This is a genomic window from Curtobacterium sp. GC_Cur_3 (assembly GCF_026544205.1).
Classification (GTDB): domain Bacteria; phylum Actinomycetota; class Actinomycetes; order Actinomycetales; family Microbacteriaceae; genus Curtobacterium.
The window spans coordinates 87138-103996 of sequence record NZ_JALNUI010000010.1; the positions used below are offsets into that span (position 1 = coordinate 87138).

Below are 16859 nucleotides of genomic sequence, written 5' to 3' on the forward strand. Positions count from 1 at the left end.
CGGACGCGTCCGGGTCGACCGGGACATCGATGACCGGCGGGCCGACAGGCACACCATACACACAGTGACGGGGATGCCCGCCGGGTCGATGTCCGGGTCGTGTCGTCATGCGTCGGCGGTCGGAGGACCGGCGAGCGCGGCGGCTTCCACGGTGAACGGTCCGGCGCGGACCTGCACCCGGACCCGGACGACGGCGTCGGCGACCTGGCACGAGGAGACCCGTGCCCCGTTGCCGCCGGCGGCCCGGTCCGCGGCCGCGCAGGGTTCCCCGCGGACCAGCCCGACGGCTGCCGCTGCCCCGGCCACGGCGGCGGCGTCCGCGGCCCCCTGGGACCGCAGGACCGCGACCCGGGTGCCGGCAGCGGCGAGGAGCACCGTGGCGAGGACCGTCGTCACGGTGACGACGCCGACCATGACCACCGTGGCGGATCCGCGGTCAGCGTCCACCGTCCGCCGCGCAGCCCGAGGCGCGGAGGGTGAGCACGGAGAAGGGTCCGCTGCCGGAGCGCTCGACGGTGACGCAGACCAGACCGTCGTGCCGGTCCACGCGGCTGTCGGCACCGGCGGCGATCCGCCCCAGAGCGGCTCGGGCACCGTCGGCGTCGTCGCGGCCCCAGGCCCGCGCGGCCGTGACGGCAGCGACCTGCAGCCGACCCTGGGCGTCGACGAGCAGGACCCCGCCGATCGCGAGGGAAACGACAACGGCGACGACCGGCAGCGCGACGGCGAACTCGACCGTGACGGCACCACGGTCACAGGGAGAGCGCACCACGGACCAGGTCCGTGAGGATCGCCTGGACCTCGCCGGAGCGCATCACCGCGACGAGGACGCCGGCGAACGCCACGGCGGCGAGGATCACGACGGCGTACTCGGCGGTGGCGGACCCGCGGTCATCGTCGAGTGCAGGAGGACGGCGCACGTCGGAGCGCCGACCGGGTCGGACGTCTGGAGTGGAGGTGGTCATGGTGGTCTTCCCTTCGCGTTCGGTGGGACCAGCCTCACGATCGGACGGTCCGACGACGCGGCTCCGGACGCACCCGTGGACAAGTCACCCGACACCCGGGACGGTGGAGGACAGGATGCCGACGACCACGGGGACGACACCCACGAGCACGAACGCCGGCAGCACGCACGTCCCGAGCGGCAGCACGAGCCGGACACCGAGCCGTTCGGCAGCGGCCAGGGCGTCCGCGGCGACGTCGTCGCGCACGTCGTCAGCGGCGGCCCGGAGCAGTGCCGCCGCCGGTACCCCGGCCCGCCGTGCCAGGTCGAGCGTCTCCCGCAGCCGTGCTGCCTCGGCGGGCCGCGACGGCCGCTCGTCGATCACGGCCCGGACAGCTGCCGCGGCGCTCGTCCAGGAGCCTCCTCCGGCGAGCGCCACCGCCCATGCGTCGAGGAGCACCCCCGGGACCCCGCCCTCCGGGGTGGCGGCGCGGATCATCCGGGCGGTCCAGGCACGACCGACGCCGACCAGGAACAGCGCGGACGTGCCGCAGACCCACCCCACGGGCGAGCGCAGCAGCACCCCCGCGGTGTCGATCCCCCACAGCGACCCGAGCACCACACCGAGCGCCGGCAGCATGAGCACGACGTTCGCACTGGTCCGTGGTCCGGCGAGCGCGACCCGGACGGCCCGGTCGCCGGACGCCGCGCGCCGCAGGGCCCTGGCGAGGGCACGGAGTGTCGGCGCGACGGGTGCCCCGGTGCGCTCGGCGACGGTGAGCACGGCGCGGACGTCGTCCCACGCGGGGGTGCCGCTCCCCCGACCGGGGTCGAACGCCGCCAGGGCCATCGCCCGGGGCGCCGGGATCCCAGCCGTGACCAGCGTCGCCACCTGGTCGAGCACCCGGGCCGCGCGGACCGGGTCGAACGTCGGGGCCGGACGGCTCACCGGCGCTCGGCGACCGGGACCGGACGTCGGCGGGCGTGGGTGTCCGCTCCCGCGGCCGGCGCGACGGCGAGCCGACCGGCGGAGTCGACCCCGAGCCTCCCGGCAGCGGCCAGCCGGCGGGTGCCCCGTGAACGCTCCACGTGCAGCACGAGGTCGAAGGCGCTGACGGCCTGCCGCGCGAGTGCGTCGGGGTCGAGGCCCGCCAGCGCCCCGAGGGCCTCGAGCCGTGCGGGCACGTCGGCGATCCCGTTCGCGTGCACGGTCCCGGCTCCGCCGTCGTGCCCGGTGTTGAGCGCCGACATGAGCTCCCGCACCTCGGCTCCACGGCACTCCCCGACGACGATCCGGTCCGGGCGCATGCGCAGGGCCTCGCGGACGAGCCGGTCGAGCCCGAGGGCTCCCGCTCCCTCGGCGTTCGCCTGCCGGGCCTCGAGCCCCACGACGTGCGGGTGGTCGATGCGGAGCTCGGCGACGTCCTCGACCGTGACGATGCGTTCGTCGTGCGGGACGAGCCCGAGCATCGCCGCGAGCAGGGTCGTCTTCCCGCTGCCGGTGGCACCGGAGACCAGCACGTTCCGCCGCCGCGTGACCGCGTCCTCGACGAGTCGGCGCGACACCCGGTCGAACGCCCCGCTGTGTGCCAGGGCGTCGATCGTCGGTGGGTCGCCGCGCGGGAGCCGGATGGAGAGGGCCGTCCCGCGCACCGCCACCGGGGCGAGGACCACGTGGACGCGGACGCCCTCGCCGTGGCGGACGTCCGCGATCGGGGTGGACTCGTCGACGTGTCGGCCCCCGAGCGCGACGAGCCGGGTCGCGAGGTCCCTGGTCCGGGTCTCGTCGATCCGGAGTCCGGTGTCCACCAGTCCGGTCCCGCGGTCGACCCACACCGACACGCCGCCCTGGACGAGGACGTCCGTCACGGAGTCGTCGAGCACGAACGGAGTCAGCTCCTCGAACTCCAGCGTGTCCGTGCCGCTGCGGAGCCGGAGGGGCACGGTGGACCCCGGCAGGAACGGTGGAGCGTCGGCGCGGTGGCGGTACATGGGGGCACGCTAGGGAGCGCAGGAGCGACCGAGCCGGACCATGCAGCCGTCTGTGGAGGACCTTTGACGGTCCTGTCAACGAGACGTTTTGTACCCCGTTCGACAGCGACGTACCCCGGGCAGTCGGCGGGCGAGCAGATGCTCCGTCAGGGGCCGTGGCACCCGGGGCATCGGCATCCCGGGAACTTCGTTCCACCGATGTACCACCGGTCGGTCAGTGGTGGTGTATGCGTCGACATGTACCGGTCTGTCCACTGTTCCGCGTCACCGCGCGGATCGGACCGATCTGACCGGCCCGAGCACGCACCGGATCACGCTGGACGCGTCCGGGAAAAAGAAGAGGCGGCACCGGTTGGGGGGAACAGGTGCCGCCAGGACACCGGAGGATTGGGGGGAATCCGATCCGATGCCGCCGGAAACGAGTCCGGCAAGCACCACTGTACCCCACGTCGGGCCATCCGGGGCAACCCGTGTCGCGCATCCGGCACGTGTCCGCCGAGGGCGTACGACACGCACCCGCACGAACCCACCACGACGACCAGACGCACACCGGCACGAACCCACCACGACAGCCCCACGCCGCCCTGCAGAACCGCCCGTTGCACGACGCACCTCCCCCTCCGGCCGAGCGGTAGTCTCCGTGTGCACACCGGACGCACCGACGCGAAAGGACATCGATGTCCACTCCGACCCAGGTCGACCCCCGAGGCGACGACGCACGCCACGACGGCGGCGACGCACGCACCGACGACTCGCCCACGTTCCCCCCGACGCCGGAGTTCGTCGCCGACGCCGTCGCGCGCGAGGACCTGCACACCGCTGCCGGCGCCGACCGCGAGCAGTTCTGGGCGGACCAGTCCCGGGAGCTCCTCGAGTGGCGCACGCCGTTCACGCGGACACTCGACTGGTCGGGCGCGCCGTTCGCCAAGTGGTTCGACGACGGCACGCTCAACGTCGCGGAGAACTGCCTGGACCGCCACGTCCGCGCGGGCAACGGTGACCGGGTCGCGATCCACTTCGAGGGTACCCGCGGTGACACGCGCCGCATCACGTACGCCGAGCTGACCGCGGACGTGCAGCGGGCGGCGAACATGCTCACGGACCTCGGCGTCGGCCAGGGCGACCGCGTGGTCGTGTACCTCCCCCTCATCCCGGAGGCCGTCGTCACGATGCTCGCGGTCGCCCGCATCGGCGCGGTGCACTCGGTGGTCTTCGGCGGGTTCAGCGCGGAGAGCCTCCGGGCCCGCATCGAGGACGCCGGCGCGAAGCTCGTGGTCACGGCGGACGGCGGCTGGCGTCGCGGTGCCGTGGCGGCCCTGAAGCCCGCGGTCGACGAGGCACTGCAGGGCGAGGGCACGGACAGCGTCGAGCACGTCCTGGTCGTGCGGCGCGGTGAGAACGCCATCGACTGGCACGACGACCGCGACCGCTGGTGGCACGACGAGCTGGCGAAGGCGGACGAGCACCACGAGCCGCAGGCCTTCCCCGCCGAGAACCCCCTCTTCATCCTGTACACCTCGGGCACGACCGGGAAGCCGAAGGGCATCGTGCACACGTCGGGCGGCTACCTCACCCAGGCCGCGTACACGCAGAAGAACGTCTTCGACATGCACCCGGAGAAGGACGTCTACTGGTGCACCGCCGACATCGGCTGGATCACAGGACACACGTACGTCGTCTACGGGCCGCTCGCGAACGGCGTGACCCAGGTCCTCTACGAGGGCACCCCGGACGAACCGAAGCCCGGTCGCTGGTGGGACCTCGTGGACCAGTACGGCGTCACGGTCCTCTACACCGCCCCGACCGCGGTCCGCGCGGCGATGAAGGCCGGCCGCCAGGTCCCCGACGCGCACGACCTGTCGTCGCTGCGCCTGCTCGGCAGCGTCGGCGAACCGATCAACCCCGAGGCCTGGCACTGGTACCGGCAGGTCATCGGCCACGACCGCACCCCGATCGTCGACACGTGGTGGCAGACCGAGACCGGCGCGATCATGATCTCCGCGCTCCCCGGCGTCACGAAGCTCAAGCCGGGCGCAGCGCAGACGCCGCTGCCGGGCATCGTCGCCGAGATCGTGGACGAGGACGGCAACCGCGCCGACCCGGGCGAGAGCGGCTACCTCACCATCACCGAACCGTGGCCGTCGATGGCGCGCGGCATCTGGAACGACCCGGACCGCTTCGTCGAGACGTACTGGGACCGTTTCCCCGGCCGCTACTTCGCCGGCGACGGCGCCCGGCTCGACGGCCAGGGCGACATCTGGGTGCAGGGCCGCGTCGACGACGTCATGAACGTGTCGGGACACCGGCTCTCGACCGCCGAGATCGAGTCGGCGCTCGTCGGCCACGAGGGCGTCGCCGAGGCCGCCGTCGTCGGGGCAGCGGACGAGACGACCGGTCAGGCCATCGTCGCGTTCGTGATCCTGACGACCGAGGCAGCCGAGGGCGTCGACCGCGATGCCGTCGCCGCCGAACTGCGCGCATGGGTCGGCACCCGGATCGGCGCGATCGCCAAGCCCCGCCAGGTCGTGATCGTGCCGGAGCTGCCGAAGACCCGCTCCGGCAAGATCATGCGTCGGCTGCTCCGCGACGCCGCAGAGGGCCGCCGCATCGGCGACACGACCACGCTGGCCGACCCGACGATCATGGCGACCATCGCTGAGCTGATGTAGCCCACCGGACGTAGGAAGAGCCTCCCGTCCCGTTCGGACTGGAGGCTCTTCCTGCGTGTGCGGACGCGTTGCGTCCGACGGTGGTTCAGTCCGTCAGCTCCACCACCAGCTCGACCTCGACGGGCGCGTCGAGCGGGAGCACGGCGACACCCACGGCGCTCCGCGCGTGGACACCCGCTTCGCCGAAGACGTCACCGACGAGCTGCGAGGCGCCGTTGGCGACACCGGGCTGCCCCGTGAACGACGGGTCGGACGCCACGAAGACCGTGAGCTTGACGACACGGGCGACCCGGTCGAGCGACCCGGCGACGCTCTGCACGGCGGCGAGCCCGTTCAGGGCCGCCTGGCGTGCCTGGGCGGTCGCGGTCGCGGCGTCCACCTCGGCGCCGACCTTGCCCGTGACGGGGAGTGCTCCGTCGACGAACGGCAGCTGGCCCGCCGTCTGGACGTACTTCCCGGTGAGGACCGCGGGGACGTAGGCGGCGACTGGGGCGGCGACCGCGGGGATCGTCAGCCCGAGCTCCGCGAGGCGGTCGGCGACGCTCACGCCTGGGCCTTCGGACGCTTCAGGTACGCGACGAGCCCGCCCTCGGGTCCGGTGACGATCTGGACCAGTTCCCAGCCCTCGTCCCCGTAGTTGTTGAGGATGGCGGTGGTGTTGTGGATCATCAAGGGCGTGGTGAAGTACTCCCAGCGAGTCATGCGGTTCCTTGCCAGCCTTTCAGTCGTGGGTGTCGTTTAGGCTGCATCCTATGTCTGCCCAGAAGACGTCTGCATCGCGGACCAAGCCCGTCTCTGCAGTCGGCGCCTTCATCGGTTTCGCCGGCTTCAGCGTGCTCGCCGGCCTCCTGGTCACCATCGGGGTCACCCCGGCCATCGCGGTCGCCGGCGTCACGACGACCTCGACGATCGGGGTGTTCGAGTCCCTGCCCGAGTACATCGAGATCGGTGAGCTCCCGCAGCGGAACGAGCTGTACGCGTACGCGAACGGCAAGCCGGTCCACCTCGCCTCGGTCTACGACCAGAACCGCGAGGAGCTGAAGTACGACGAGATCAGCGACCAGCTGAAGAACGCCGCGATCGACGGTGAGGACAAGCGCTTCTACGACCACGGCGGTGTCGACATGACCTCGCTCGTCCGTGCCGGTGTCGGCAGTGTCGCCGGCGGGCTCGGCGAGTCGGGTGGCGGTTCGACGCTGACGATGCAGCTCGTCCGCAACATCAAGATGCAGCAGGCCCTCGAGCTCCCGACGAAGGAAGAGCGCGAGAAGGCCTACAACGCCGCGGTCGAGCAGTCGATCTCCCGCAAGCTCGAGGAGATGAAGCTCGCGATCGGGCTGTCCAAGAAGTACTCGCACAACCAGATCCTCACCGCCTACCTCAACATCGCCTACTTCGGCGACCAGACCTACGGCGTACAGGCCGCGGCGCAGCACTACTTCAACAAGAACGCCACGGACCTCACCCCGCAGGAAGCCGCTTCGATCCTCGCGATCGTGCAGTCCCCGAACACGCGCAACCTGTCAAGCCCGAAGAACTACGAGGCCAACGTCGCGCGCCGCAACGTCATCCTGAAGTCGATGCTCGCGCAGAAGCACCTGACCCAGGAGCAGTTCGACGCGGCGATCGCCTCGAAGCCCGCTGACTACGTGCACCTGACCGAACCGACCCAGGGCTGCCAGGCAGCAGCGGGCAACGGCGCGCAGTTCTTCTGCGACTACGCCGTCAAGGTCGTCAAGGAGATGTCGCAGCTCGGTGGTTCCGAGAAGGACCGTGCCACCGCGTGGCGCAACGGCGGCTACACGATCCAGACGACGCTGGACATCAACCTGAACGGGCAGCAGAAGGACCTGCTGAACACGTACGACCCGAACACGGAGAGCCGCTTCGCTCTCGGTTCGACGATGAACTCGATCGAGGCCTCGTCCGGTCGCATCCTGACGATGGCGCAGAACAAGGACTACGACCAGTCCATCCAGTCCCCGCCGACGGCGACGTCGCTGAACTACAGCGTCGACAAGAAGTACGGCGAGTCGAGCGGCTTCCAGACGGGGTCGACCTACAAGGTCTTCACGCTGCTCGACTGGCTGAAGAACGGCCACGGGCTCAACGAGACCGTCAGCGGGACACCGCGCCTGATGTCCTCCGGCTGGACCGAGTGCGGCGCTCCCTACTACGCCGGCGGGTACACACCGAAGAACGACAGCCCTGGGGAGAACGGCAACTTCACGGTCGCGCGCGCCACCGCACTGTCGGTGAACGTCGCCTTCCTCAACATGGCGCAGAAGCTCGACCTCTGCGACATCCGCGACACGGCGAAGTCTCTCGGTGTCCACCGCGCTGACGGCGGTGAGCTGAAGTCGAACCCGACCTCGGTCCTCGGCATCAACGAGATCGCCCCGATGACCATGGCCTCCGCGTACGCCACCATCGCGAACGGCGGCACCTACTGCGCCCCGATCGCCATCGACAACATCACGAACGCCGAGGGCAAGAGCCTCGGCGGGCAGCCCAAGGACTGCAAGCAGGTCCTCGACCCGGGTGTCGCCGCGACCGCGGCCTACGCGATGCAGGGCACCATCAAGTACGGCACCGCCGTCGGAGCCCAGACCGCGGACGGCACACCGCTCTTCGCCAAGACGGGCACGACCGACGAGGCCGACCAGATCTGGCTCGTCGGTGGGAGCACCTCGGTCACCACCGCGTACTGGCAGGGCAACACGGACGGCGGCAAGACCAACCTCCGCCACTACTACAGCGGCGCGGGCGGCTCCTACGCGAGCTCCCGGGCAAACGTGTGGCGTCAGGCCATGACGCCGATCAACCAGCTGCACCCGGGTGGGGCGTTCCCGACCCCCTCCCAGACGGCGATCCGCGGCAACAGCATCGCGCTGCCGAACCTCGCGGGGAAGACGGCCGAGGAGGCCCGCTCCCTCGTGGCGTCGTCCGGCTTCTCGTACGTCGACGGCGGCGTCCAGGCCGGCGGCGGGACCGCTGGCACCGTGTCGTCCACCTCCCCGACGGCCGGAGCGCTCCTGTCCCGAGGCTCCAGCGTCACGGTGTACACGACCGACGGCTCGCAGGCCACCGTGCCCAACGTCGGCAACCGTCCGGTCAACGAGGCCCAGGCGACCCTGAACTCCGCGGGCTTCGGCTCCGTGGCGGTGTCGGACCAGTTCGAGAAGGGCAACTCGAAGCAGCAGTGCCGCGTGGCAGCGGTCGACCCGGGCGTCGGCACGAACGTCGCGAAGACCACCCCGATCACCCTGAAGCTGTTCGGCGACAAGGACGGCAAGCCCGGAAAGAACTGCAAGTGACGGCTGCTGGCCGCGCCGGCCTCGGGGTCCTCGCGGCCGGCGCCGTCGTCGGTGCGGGCTCCGCGGCCTGGGGCGCACTCATCGAGCGGCGGCGGTTCGGCATCCGGTGGGAGACCGTCCCGGTCCTGCCGCCGGGTGCCCGCGACGTCGTCGTCCTGCACCTCTCGGACATCCACATGGCCCCGTGGCAGGCGGACAAGCAGCAGTGGCTGCGTGACCTCAGCCTGGTCGAGCCCGACTTCATCGTGAACACCGGCGACAACCTCGGGCACGAGACCGCCAACACCGCGGTGGAGTACGCGCTCGAGCCCTTCCGCGGTGTCCCCGGTGCGTTCGTCTACGGGTCGAACGACTTCTTCGGCCCCTCCCCGCGCAACCCGCTCAAGTACTTCGGCGGCCCGAGCGCGATGCACGCCAAGGCCCGAGCGGTCGACCTCGACATCGAGCGGCAGACGGCGTTCTTCGAGTCGCTCGGCTGGCTCGACCTGAACGACAGGGCCCGCGCGATCGAGGTCCGCGGCTCACGCTTCGAGCTCTTCGGCACCTCCGACGCCCACCGCGACTGGGACCGCCTCGACGTCCTCCCGACGAACGTCGACGAGATGCGCGGCGAGGTCCCCTGGTCCGAGGACGAGGACGGCCCCGCTCCGGTCTCGATCGGTGTGACGCACGCGCCCTACCGCCGTGTCCTCGACGCCTTCGTCACGCAGGGTGCCGACGTCATCTTCGCCGGGCACACGCACGGCGGACAGGTGGCGGTCCCCGGTGTGGGCGCGCTCGTCACGAACAGCGACCTCCCCCGCCGGTACGCCAGCGGCCTGCACCAGTGGCAGAACCGGACGCACTGGGCGTGGCTCAACGTCTCCGCCGGCCTCGGGACGTCGATCTACGCACCCGTGCGCTTCGCCGTCCGCCCCGAAGCCGTCGTGGTCACCCTGACGGCTCGGACCGCCTGACCGCGACGCGCCCGATGGGTCGCCGCGTGGTCGTGAGCACCTCGATCATCCGCTAGACTTCATGGGTCGCTCCGCGGAGCGGCGAACACACCTCGGGGTGTGGCGCAGCTTGGTAGCGCGCCTCGTTCGGGACGAGGAGGTCGCAGGTTCAAATCCTGTCACCCCGACACACGAAGGCCCGGGTCCACCAGGACCCGGGCCTTCTGCATGTGACGGACGCCGCCGCGGCCTACGTCCTTCGACACATCGGCTCCGCGTCGATCGGGTGAGGGCTGTCGCACCGCTACCGTGATGCGGACATGGACATCCCCGATCGCCTCGCCCCCGTCCTGCAGCGGATCGCCGCCACGTCGCCGGAGCTCGGCGATGACCCGGCCCTCGCAGCCAGCCTGGTCGAGAACGTGACGTCGATGCTCGCCGACGCGCACCGGCACTACGCCGACGGAGACGACGCCTCGATCACGAGTGACCAGCTGCTGGCGGACGAGCACCTGGCGACCGGCGCTCTGCACGCCGAGCGGATGCAGCACCCGGCCGGCGCGATGCTCGCGGCCGAGGTGCTCTTCGACGAGTACCTGCCGGTGTTCGTCGACGAGGTCGGTGCCGAGACGCCGGCTGAGCTGCTACGTGCCGCCAGGGCCCTCCACGCGGGCATCTGGCGACGGTTCCCCGCCGGAGCCATCGCGTACACCGAAGCGCTCCGCCAACGCGTCACGGCGGCGAACCTGGACTCGCGGGTCCACATCGCCCGCGACCTCCACGACCGCGTCGCCCACGGGATCCTCGCCGGTCTGCAGCGCATCGACCTCGCGCTGCTCACCGATCCCCCGGCACCCGAACGCACGGCGCAGCTCGAGGCGGCGGCCGCGCAGCTCCGACGTGCCCTCGGCGACGTGCAGAACCTGGCGGTCGCCCTGCACGCCCGCGTCGGCGACGACCTGCTCGACGCCGCTCTGGCGCGGCACACGGCGGACCTGTTCCCGGACACCGACCACGTCGCGATCGTGTCGCACGGCACACCGGTCGCGCTCGTGAACTGGCGGGCCGAGGAGTCGCTGACGATCCTGCTCGAGGCACTGACGAACTGGTGGAAGCACGCCGGCGACGCCGCCGTCCGCGTCGTCTTCACCTGGGCGGAGGACACCATCACGGTCGCGGTGCAGGACGACGGCCCCGGGTTCGACCAGGCAGCGCTCGCCCCGGGTCGGCTCGGGCAGTCGACGATGCGCGAGCGCGCTGCCCTGATCGGCGCCACCCTCGACGTCGTCAGCGCACCGGGCGCGGGCACGAGGGTGACGCTCGTCGTGCCGACGGGAGCGCTGTGAGCCCGGTCGTCACGCACGTCGCGATCGTCGACGACCACCGGCTGTTCCGCGAGGGCCTGGCGACGATCCTGGCCTCGGTGCCCACGATCCGCGTCGTCGCGCACGGCGAGCGGCCGGCCGACGTGCTCGACGGTCCCGAGACCGCCGCGATCGACGTGCTGCTGCTCGACGTCGAGCTCGACGGGCCCCCGGCGCGCACGACGATCGCGACCGTGCGACGGAACCACCCGCAGATCGCCGTGGTCGTCCTGACGATGCACCGGGACGCGGTCCTGCGGCGGACGCTGCTCGACGCCGGCGCCGTGGACTTCGTGACGAAGGACACCCCGAGCCGCGAGCTCGTCGAACGGATCGTCCGCGCGAGCACCCGGCCGGACACGCCCGTCACCTTCCCCGTCGACCTCGTGACGGACGCCCGTGCGGGCTCAGCCCTGAGCGACCGCGAGGTGGAGGTGCTCCGCCTGGTCGCCGCCGCCCGGTCGAACGCCGAGATCGCCGTCGACCTCGGTCTTGCGGTGGGGACGGTGAAGCGCCACGTCTACAACGTGTTCCGCAAGCTCGACGTGACCAGCCGCGTGGGCGCCGTGGCGACGGCCACGCGACTCGGCCTGCTCAGCTGAGCGGAGCCTCCCGGCAGACGAACGCGACTCGGCCTCGCCCGCTAGGCGACCGCGACCGAGCGCCGGACCAGGCGGCCGGCCTCGTGCAGCGACGCCACGACGTCGAGCGCCTGGTGTCGGTACCGCGCCTGCGCGGCCCCCGGTGCGACGATGACGCCGTTCGCCCCGGTCGACTCCACCAGCGCGTTGATCTTCTCGGCGACCTGGTCGGCCGTGCCGTACGCCTGACGCTCGGTGCGGGCGGCGATGAACCGGCGCTCGAGGTCGCTGAACTGGTAGGCGCGGGCCTCTTCCATGGAGACGGGCTCGGGCTTGGTGCCCTGGCGCATCCGGATGAACGAGATCATGCCGGGGGCGGACTGCTCGTCGACGACGGCGGGGTCCTCGTCCGTGACGACCTGGACGCCGATGAGCGCGTTCGGCTCCGAGCGGAAGCGGGACGGTCGGAACGAGTCCCGGTAGAGCGCGAGCGCGGCCTCGGTGTTGTCGGAGGCGAAGTGGTGCGCGAACGCGAACGAGATGCCCAGCGCACCGGCGACCTGGGCGCTGTACCCGGAGGACCCGAGCAGCCAGAACTCCGGCACGTCACCGTAGCCGGGCACCGCGCGGATGCGGGACAGGGGGTTCTCGGCGTCCATGCCGGTGAAGAAGCCGATCAGGTCGGCCAGGCGCTCGGGGAAGTCGTCCACGTCGAGGCGGTCGGTGCGGCGGAGCGCGATCGCGGTCGCGCCGTCGGTACCAGGGGCACGCCCGAGGCCGAGGTCGACGCGGTCGCCGTAGAGCGCCCGGAGCGTGCCGAACTGCTCCGCGACGACGAGCGGCGCGTGGTTCGGGAGCATCACACCACCGGACCCGATGCGGATCGTCTTCGTGGCGGCGCCCACGGCACTCAGCAGGACGGCGGGGGCCGAGGAGGTGATCCCGGGCATGCCGTGGTGTTCGGCGACCCAGAAGCGCTCGTAGCCGAGGCCCTCGGCATGCACCGCCATGTCGATGGACCCCTGCAGGGCCTCCGTGTTGGACTGGCCGTACTCGCGGGTCGCCAGGTCGAGGACGGACAGGTGCAGGGAAGCGTCGCTCATGCAGGCTGGAACGCGCGCTGCCACGTCGGCATTCCACGCCCAGCGGTCACCGCGTCGGACTGGAGGCTCGGCTCCGGTCCGGCACCGAGCCTCCAGGCCGGCACGTGGTGCGTGGCGCGACCGGTCAGCCGAGGTCGCCGTCGAGGCGACCGCCCGACTCCGTGAGGTAGCAGTTGGCGCAGAGGGACTCGTACTCGACGTCGACGCCGTCGATGGCCACCTGCGAGCCGTCGAACACGAAGGCGCCGTCGACCTTGCGGGCGTTGAAGACCGCCTTGCGGCCGCAGCGGCAGATGGTCTTGAGCTCCTCGAGCGAGTGCGCGAGCTCCAGCAGACGTCGGCTGCCCGGGAAGGCCTCGGTGCGGAAGTCGGTGCGGATGCCGTAGGCGATCACGGGGACGTCGTCGAGCACCGCGATGCGCAGCAGGTCGTCGACCTGGTGGGGCGTCAGGAACTGGGCCTCGTCGACGAGCACGCAGCTCACCGGGCGGACCATGCCGTCGAGCTCCGCGGCGGCGGGATCGACGGCACCGGCGGCGGCCACGGCGGTGCGGACGTCGTCCTCGGCAGCGAACACGACGTCGACCTGCCGGGTGACCCCGAGCCGGGAGACGATCTCGCGGTCGCCCTTCGTGTCGACGCCGGGCTTGGCGAGGAGCACCCGCTGGCCGCGTTCCTCGTAGTTGTACGCGGCCTGCAGCAGGCCGGTGCTCTTGCCGCTGTTCATGGCCCCGTAGCGGAAGTAGAGCTTGGCCACTAGGAGAGGAAGCCGTCCTCCGCCGCGCGACGGATCAGGTCGGACTTCTTCGACGCCGGGCGCCCCACCTTGGCGTACTTCTCGCGCACGCGGCGCAGGTACGTCTTGGCGGTCTCGTACTGCACGTTCATCTGCGCGGCGACCTCGTTCGTGGAGTACCCGGAGACGTAGAGCCGCAGGGCCTCTTCTTCACCGTGGCTGAGTTTGGGCCGCTGGTGCGCCGTCGCACCGGTCGGCAGCGGCCGCCACTCGCGCTGCGGCGGGGTCTCGCGCGCGACGCCCATGACGTCACGGGCGACGTCCATGACCTCGCGCATCGGCAGCGACTTCGACAGGAACGCCGAGGCACCGGCGGCGAGGGCACGGTCGCGGGACTCACGGGTGTCGAGGCTCGAGAGCACGACGACCTTCGCGCCGGCGGCACGGCAGGTGCGCACGCGGGCCTCGATCGAGACGGGTTCCTTGAGCTGGAAGTCGAGGAACACCAGGTCGGTCGGGAAGCTGTCGCTGTGGACCATCTCGAGCCAGGTGTGCGCGGTGAGGGCGAGGTCGAAGTCGAAGGCGTTGACGGCGATCCAGCTGGAGAGGCTGTCGAGCAGGACCTCGTGGTCGTCGAGGATGGCCAGTCGTACACGGCGCGATCCGGGGTTCGGCAGGGCTGGCATGCCCTCCGAGAGCCTGTTCGGGTCAGTGCTGGTCATAGGAGAACCTTAATGCGAGGGCGGACGGGCGGACGGCGACGTCGAGGTCCGGGAACGTCACGCGGAGGACGGCGAGGTAGGGGTCGAAGGCACGGTGGATGCCGACGTCGGAGTCGGCCACCACGGCCTCGAGGGTGACGTCGATGCGGTCGTCCGGACGGCGCGCGACCGTGGCCTGGAAGCCGGCGGGGTCGACGGTCGACGCCCGGAGCACGGCACGCAGGAACGTCCGGACGACCGTGCGCTGGTCGGCGTCGAGCGCGGCGATGAGCCCGTCGGGGTCGTCGATGGTGGCGGCTGCCCCGCCCTCGGCCCGGACCGCCTGCTGCAGCCAGGTCCGGTCGGCGTCGGCGACCATCACGCGGCGGATGCCGTCGGCGATCGAGCGTGCTCTGGCCCGGTCGGCGTCGGTGATCGTCTCGCGGGTGCGGAGCTCGGCGAAGAACGGCGCGACATCCTCCGCGAGGATCGAGGAGCGGTCCTGCTGGACGCTCTCCGCGATGCCGTCACGTTCGGCTCGCTCGACGGAGTACGACCCCGCGCGGATCTGCACCCGCTCGGCGAGGCCGGCGAACGTCCACGCGAAGACCACGGCCGCCGCGGTCAGCACGAGGGTCGGAGCGGCGGCGAGGAACGCCGACACCGCGACCGGCACGGCGTGCGGGAAGACGGTCGCGGCGACGCCCCAGGTGACGGCGTCGACGGCGGCGAGCACCACGCCGCCCACGACGAGGTCGAGCCACGGGCGGTACGGCGCCACCATCACGATGCCGGTGGCGGTCAGCAGCGACATGAAGTCGTTCAGCGCGTTGCGGTCGGGCCCCCACTGCGCGGCGACGCTCGCGACGACGGCTGTGCCGAGCAGCGCGACGTGGGCGACGAAGGCCCAACGCGGGAACGGCGCACGGAACGGACTGGACGCGACGATCACGACGGCGGTCGACGCCGCGACCAGGAGCACGGCGACGGCGCTGAGGGTGGGGCTGCCGAGGACGTCACGGTCGAAGAGCGACACGAGGATCGCCCAGACCACGCCTGCGGCGCCGAGGACGACGGCGAGGGGCCTCGACCCCATCGCGCCGAGCGGGTCGTACTGCTGCGCGGTCCTGGAGCCCTTCACGCGGACTCCCGCAGGCCGTCGGTGTCACCGTGGCCGATGACGTGCACGGGGCTGGTCGTGGTGGCGTACGGCACGGACATCATCACGCTCGTGCCGCTGCCGGGTGACGTCCACACCTGGACGTCGCCGCCGACACGACCGATGCGGTCGCGGACGGAGTTGCGCAGGCCCATCCGGTCGGCACCGGTCTGCTGCTCGTCGAACCCGCGGCCGTCGTCGACCACCATCACGGTGCAGGCCGCGCCGTCGTCGAACACGCTGACCTCTGCCGAGTCGGTGCCGGCGTGCTTCCGGACGTTCGCCAGGCACGCGCCGACGGCCCGGACGAGCGCGGTCAGGGACGGGGACTCGAGCCGGGCGAGCGCGGCAGGGTCCCCCGTCACCAGCACCTGGAGCCCCTCGGCCCGGTGTTCCTCGATCACGTGCTCGAAGGCGTCGACGGCGGCGCTGTCACCGGTGTCGTGCGGCTCGCTCGCCAACCAGGCCTTGCCGGTGAGCATCGCGAAGTCGGCGTCCACCGTGCGGGCGAGCTGCTCGTCCATCGGGCCGTCGGGTGCGAGGGCGATCGCCCCGAGGTGGTTCAGCACGGTGTCGTGCAGGATCGCGGAGGCCTCGGACTCGACGCCGGCGCGGTACGCGGAGACGTGTTCCTCGCGCGCGGAGCGGAGGAGCTCGGGCTGGACGCGCTGCGACCGTGCGGTGCTGCGGCCGCCGACCAGCACGATGCCGGCGACGAACGCCAGGGTCATCCACGCGAGCACGAGCGGGTGCCCGGGGCCGCCGGTCTGCGCGGTGGCGATGCCCGTCGCGACCCGTCCGACCGCCAGGCCACCGACGGACCACAGGACGACACGACCGGGCACCGCGCCGGCACCACCGACCAGGACGAGCGGCACGACGACGAGCGAGAGCAGGTAGGACGTCACCCACGGCACCGCGATGTCGCGCTGCACGACGAGCGAGAACCACCAGGCGCAGACCCCGCCGACGAGCAGGAAGGCGACGGCGGAGCGCCACGTGCCGAACTGCACGTGCACGCCGATCATCGCGAGCATCGGCAGCAGGGCGATCAACGCTCCCGCGACACGGACGTCGGTGTCGGTGAGGACGAAGAGCAGGAGCGTCACCGCGGCGGCCAGCAGCGACCCGACGGCCGCGGCGTGGAAGGCCCGCACGGTCGACCACGCGTTCACTCGCGGAGCGAGATGCGTGGGGATGCCGAGCACGGTGCGTCTCCTTCCGGGAGCCAGGGAGCGCCGCCCACGATCCAACCACCATCGACGCGGTCGTGTACCCCGGATCGGGTACCGGATGACGACTGCTTCGATGATAGCGGCAGGGGTCTGACGTTCGATGTCCCCCGAAGGCGTGCTGGAC

At 71.7% G+C, this 16859-nt stretch carries 17 protein-coding genes and 1 tRNA gene; 6 read left to right on the forward strand and 12 right to left on the reverse strand.

Translation table 11 applies throughout. The features are described from left to right. Positions 1-105: 105 nt before the first annotated feature. From OXR63_RS07240 to OXR63_RS07260, 5 genes are all read right to left on the reverse strand, one after another. A complete protein-coding gene (locus OXR63_RS07240; protein WP_267421389.1) occupies positions 106-447 on the reverse strand; it encodes an Rv3654c family TadE-like protein in 342 nt (113 codons plus the stop codon). Next, a complete protein-coding gene (locus tag OXR63_RS07245) occupies positions 437-772 on the reverse strand; it encodes a TadE family type IV pilus minor pilin (RefSeq protein WP_267421390.1) in 336 nt (111 codons plus the stop codon). The genes OXR63_RS07240 and OXR63_RS07245 overlap by 11 nt, the downstream gene beginning before the upstream one ends. Continuing rightward, positions 753-965, reverse strand: a complete 213-nt coding sequence (locus OXR63_RS07250; RefSeq protein WP_267421392.1) for a DUF4244 domain-containing protein — start codon at positions 963-965, stop codon at positions 753-755. The genes OXR63_RS07245 and OXR63_RS07250 overlap by 20 nt, the downstream gene beginning before the upstream one ends. An 84-nt stretch (positions 966-1049) precedes the next feature. Then, positions 1050-1892: a type II secretion system F family protein gene (locus OXR63_RS07255; RefSeq protein ID WP_267421394.1), complete on the reverse strand. Its 843-nt coding sequence runs from the start codon at positions 1890-1892 to the stop codon at positions 1050-1052. Next, complete coding sequence (locus tag OXR63_RS07260) at positions 1889-2935, reverse strand: TadA family conjugal transfer-associated ATPase (RefSeq protein ID WP_267421396.1); 1047 nt, start codon at positions 2933-2935, stop codon at positions 1889-1891. Before OXR63_RS07260 ends, OXR63_RS07255 begins: the two co-directional genes overlap by 4 nt. A 677-nt stretch (positions 2936-3612) precedes the next feature. Between OXR63_RS07260 and acs the strand changes: the two genes are divergently transcribed. Continuing rightward, entirely contained in the window at positions 3613-5604 is a 1992-nt protein-coding gene (acs, locus tag OXR63_RS07265; protein ID WP_267421398.1) for an acetate--CoA ligase, read from the forward strand. An 85-nt stretch (positions 5605-5689) separates the two neighbouring features. Here acs and OXR63_RS07270 read toward each other — a convergent pair whose 3' ends face one another. Together OXR63_RS07270 and OXR63_RS07275 are read right to left on the reverse strand one after the other, a co-directional pair. After that, entirely contained in the window at positions 5690-6151 is a 462-nt protein-coding gene (locus tag OXR63_RS07270; RefSeq protein ID WP_267421401.1) for a RidA family protein, read from the reverse strand. Further along, positions 6148-6306: a DUF4177 domain-containing protein gene (locus OXR63_RS07275; protein WP_111106559.1), complete on the reverse strand. Its 159-nt coding sequence runs from the start codon at positions 6304-6306 to the stop codon at positions 6148-6150. The genes OXR63_RS07270 and OXR63_RS07275 overlap by 4 nt, the downstream gene beginning before the upstream one ends. Before the next feature lie 50 nt (positions 6307-6356). Between OXR63_RS07275 and OXR63_RS07280 the strand changes: the two genes are divergently transcribed. From OXR63_RS07280 to OXR63_RS18370, 5 genes are all read left to right on the forward strand, one after another. Continuing rightward, on the forward strand, positions 6357-8921 hold the full coding sequence (locus OXR63_RS07280) for a transglycosylase domain-containing protein (RefSeq protein WP_267421415.1): 2565 nt from the start codon (positions 6357-6359) through the stop codon (positions 8919-8921). Further along, positions 8918-9877, forward strand: coding sequence for a metallophosphoesterase (locus tag OXR63_RS07285; RefSeq protein WP_267421417.1), 960 nt, complete (start codon positions 8918-8920; stop codon positions 9875-9877). Before OXR63_RS07280 ends, OXR63_RS07285 begins: the two co-directional genes overlap by 4 nt. A 93-nt stretch (positions 9878-9970) precedes the next feature. Continuing rightward, positions 9971-10044 (forward strand) — tRNA-Pro (locus tag OXR63_RS07290). A gap of 132 nt (positions 10045-10176) precedes the next feature. Next, on the forward strand, positions 10177-11202 hold the full coding sequence (locus tag OXR63_RS07295) for a sensor histidine kinase (protein ID WP_267421419.1): 1026 nt from the start codon (positions 10177-10179) through the stop codon (positions 11200-11202). Further along, positions 11199-11822 carry a response regulator transcription factor gene (locus tag OXR63_RS18370; RefSeq protein ID WP_267421421.1) on the forward strand — a complete coding sequence of 208 codons (624 nt, stop codon included), beginning with the start codon at positions 11199-11201 and terminating at the stop codon, positions 11820-11822. The genes OXR63_RS07295 and OXR63_RS18370 overlap by 4 nt, the downstream gene beginning before the upstream one ends. Before the next feature lie 41 nt (positions 11823-11863). Here OXR63_RS18370 and OXR63_RS07305 read toward each other — a convergent pair whose 3' ends face one another. The 5 genes from OXR63_RS07305 to OXR63_RS07325 form a co-directional block, all read right to left on the reverse strand. Beyond that, complete coding sequence (locus OXR63_RS07305; protein ID WP_267421423.1) at positions 11864-12904, reverse strand: LLM class flavin-dependent oxidoreductase; 1041 nt, start codon at positions 12902-12904, stop codon at positions 11864-11866. 124 nt (positions 12905-13028) lie between these two features. Beyond that, positions 13029-13661, reverse strand: a complete 633-nt coding sequence (locus OXR63_RS07310) for a thymidine kinase (protein ID WP_267421425.1) — start codon at positions 13659-13661, stop codon at positions 13029-13031. Continuing rightward, complete coding sequence (locus OXR63_RS07315) at positions 13661-14362, reverse strand: DNA-binding response regulator (RefSeq protein ID WP_071270285.1); 702 nt, start codon at positions 14360-14362, stop codon at positions 13661-13663. Before OXR63_RS07315 ends, OXR63_RS07310 begins: the two co-directional genes overlap by 1 nt. Then, positions 14349-15482, reverse strand: a complete 1134-nt coding sequence (locus OXR63_RS07320) for a hypothetical protein (protein ID WP_267421434.1) — start codon at positions 15480-15482, stop codon at positions 14349-14351. Before OXR63_RS07320 ends, OXR63_RS07315 begins: the two co-directional genes overlap by 14 nt. Continuing rightward, positions 15479-16708: a sensor histidine kinase gene (locus tag OXR63_RS07325; RefSeq protein ID WP_267421436.1), complete on the reverse strand. Its 1230-nt coding sequence runs from the start codon at positions 16706-16708 to the stop codon at positions 15479-15481. Before OXR63_RS07325 ends, OXR63_RS07320 begins: the two co-directional genes overlap by 4 nt. Positions 16709-16859: the final 151 nt, after the last annotated feature.

Excerpts from the sequence above, each read along its gene's own strand:
- OXR63_RS07295 (WP_267421419.1), top strand. The coding sequence starts at position 10,177 with ATGGACATCCCCGATCGCCTCGCCCCCGTCCTGCAGCGGATCGCCGCC.
- OXR63_RS07315 (WP_071270285.1), bottom strand. The coding sequence starts at position 14,362 with ATGACCAGCACTGACCCGAACAGGCTCTCGGAGGGCATGCCAGCCCTG.
- OXR63_RS07250 (WP_267421392.1), bottom strand. The coding sequence starts at position 965 with ATGACCACCTCCACTCCAGACGTCCGACCCGGTCGGCGCTCCGACGTG.
- OXR63_RS07280 (WP_267421415.1), top strand. The coding sequence starts at position 6,357 with ATGTCTGCCCAGAAGACGTCTGCATCGCGGACCAAGCCCGTCTCTGCA.
- OXR63_RS07305 (WP_267421423.1), bottom strand. The coding sequence starts at position 12,904 with ATGAGCGACGCTTCCCTGCACCTGTCCGTCCTCGACCTGGCGACCCGC.
- OXR63_RS07260 (WP_267421396.1), bottom strand. The coding sequence starts at position 2,935 with ATGTACCGCCACCGCGCCGACGCTCCACCGTTCCTGCCGGGGTCCACC.
- acs (WP_267421398.1), top strand. The coding sequence starts at position 3,613 with ATGTCCACTCCGACCCAGGTCGACCCCCGAGGCGACGACGCACGCCAC.
- OXR63_RS07275 (WP_111106559.1), bottom strand. The coding sequence starts at position 6,306 with ATGACTCGCTGGGAGTACTTCACCACGCCCTTGATGATCCACAACACC.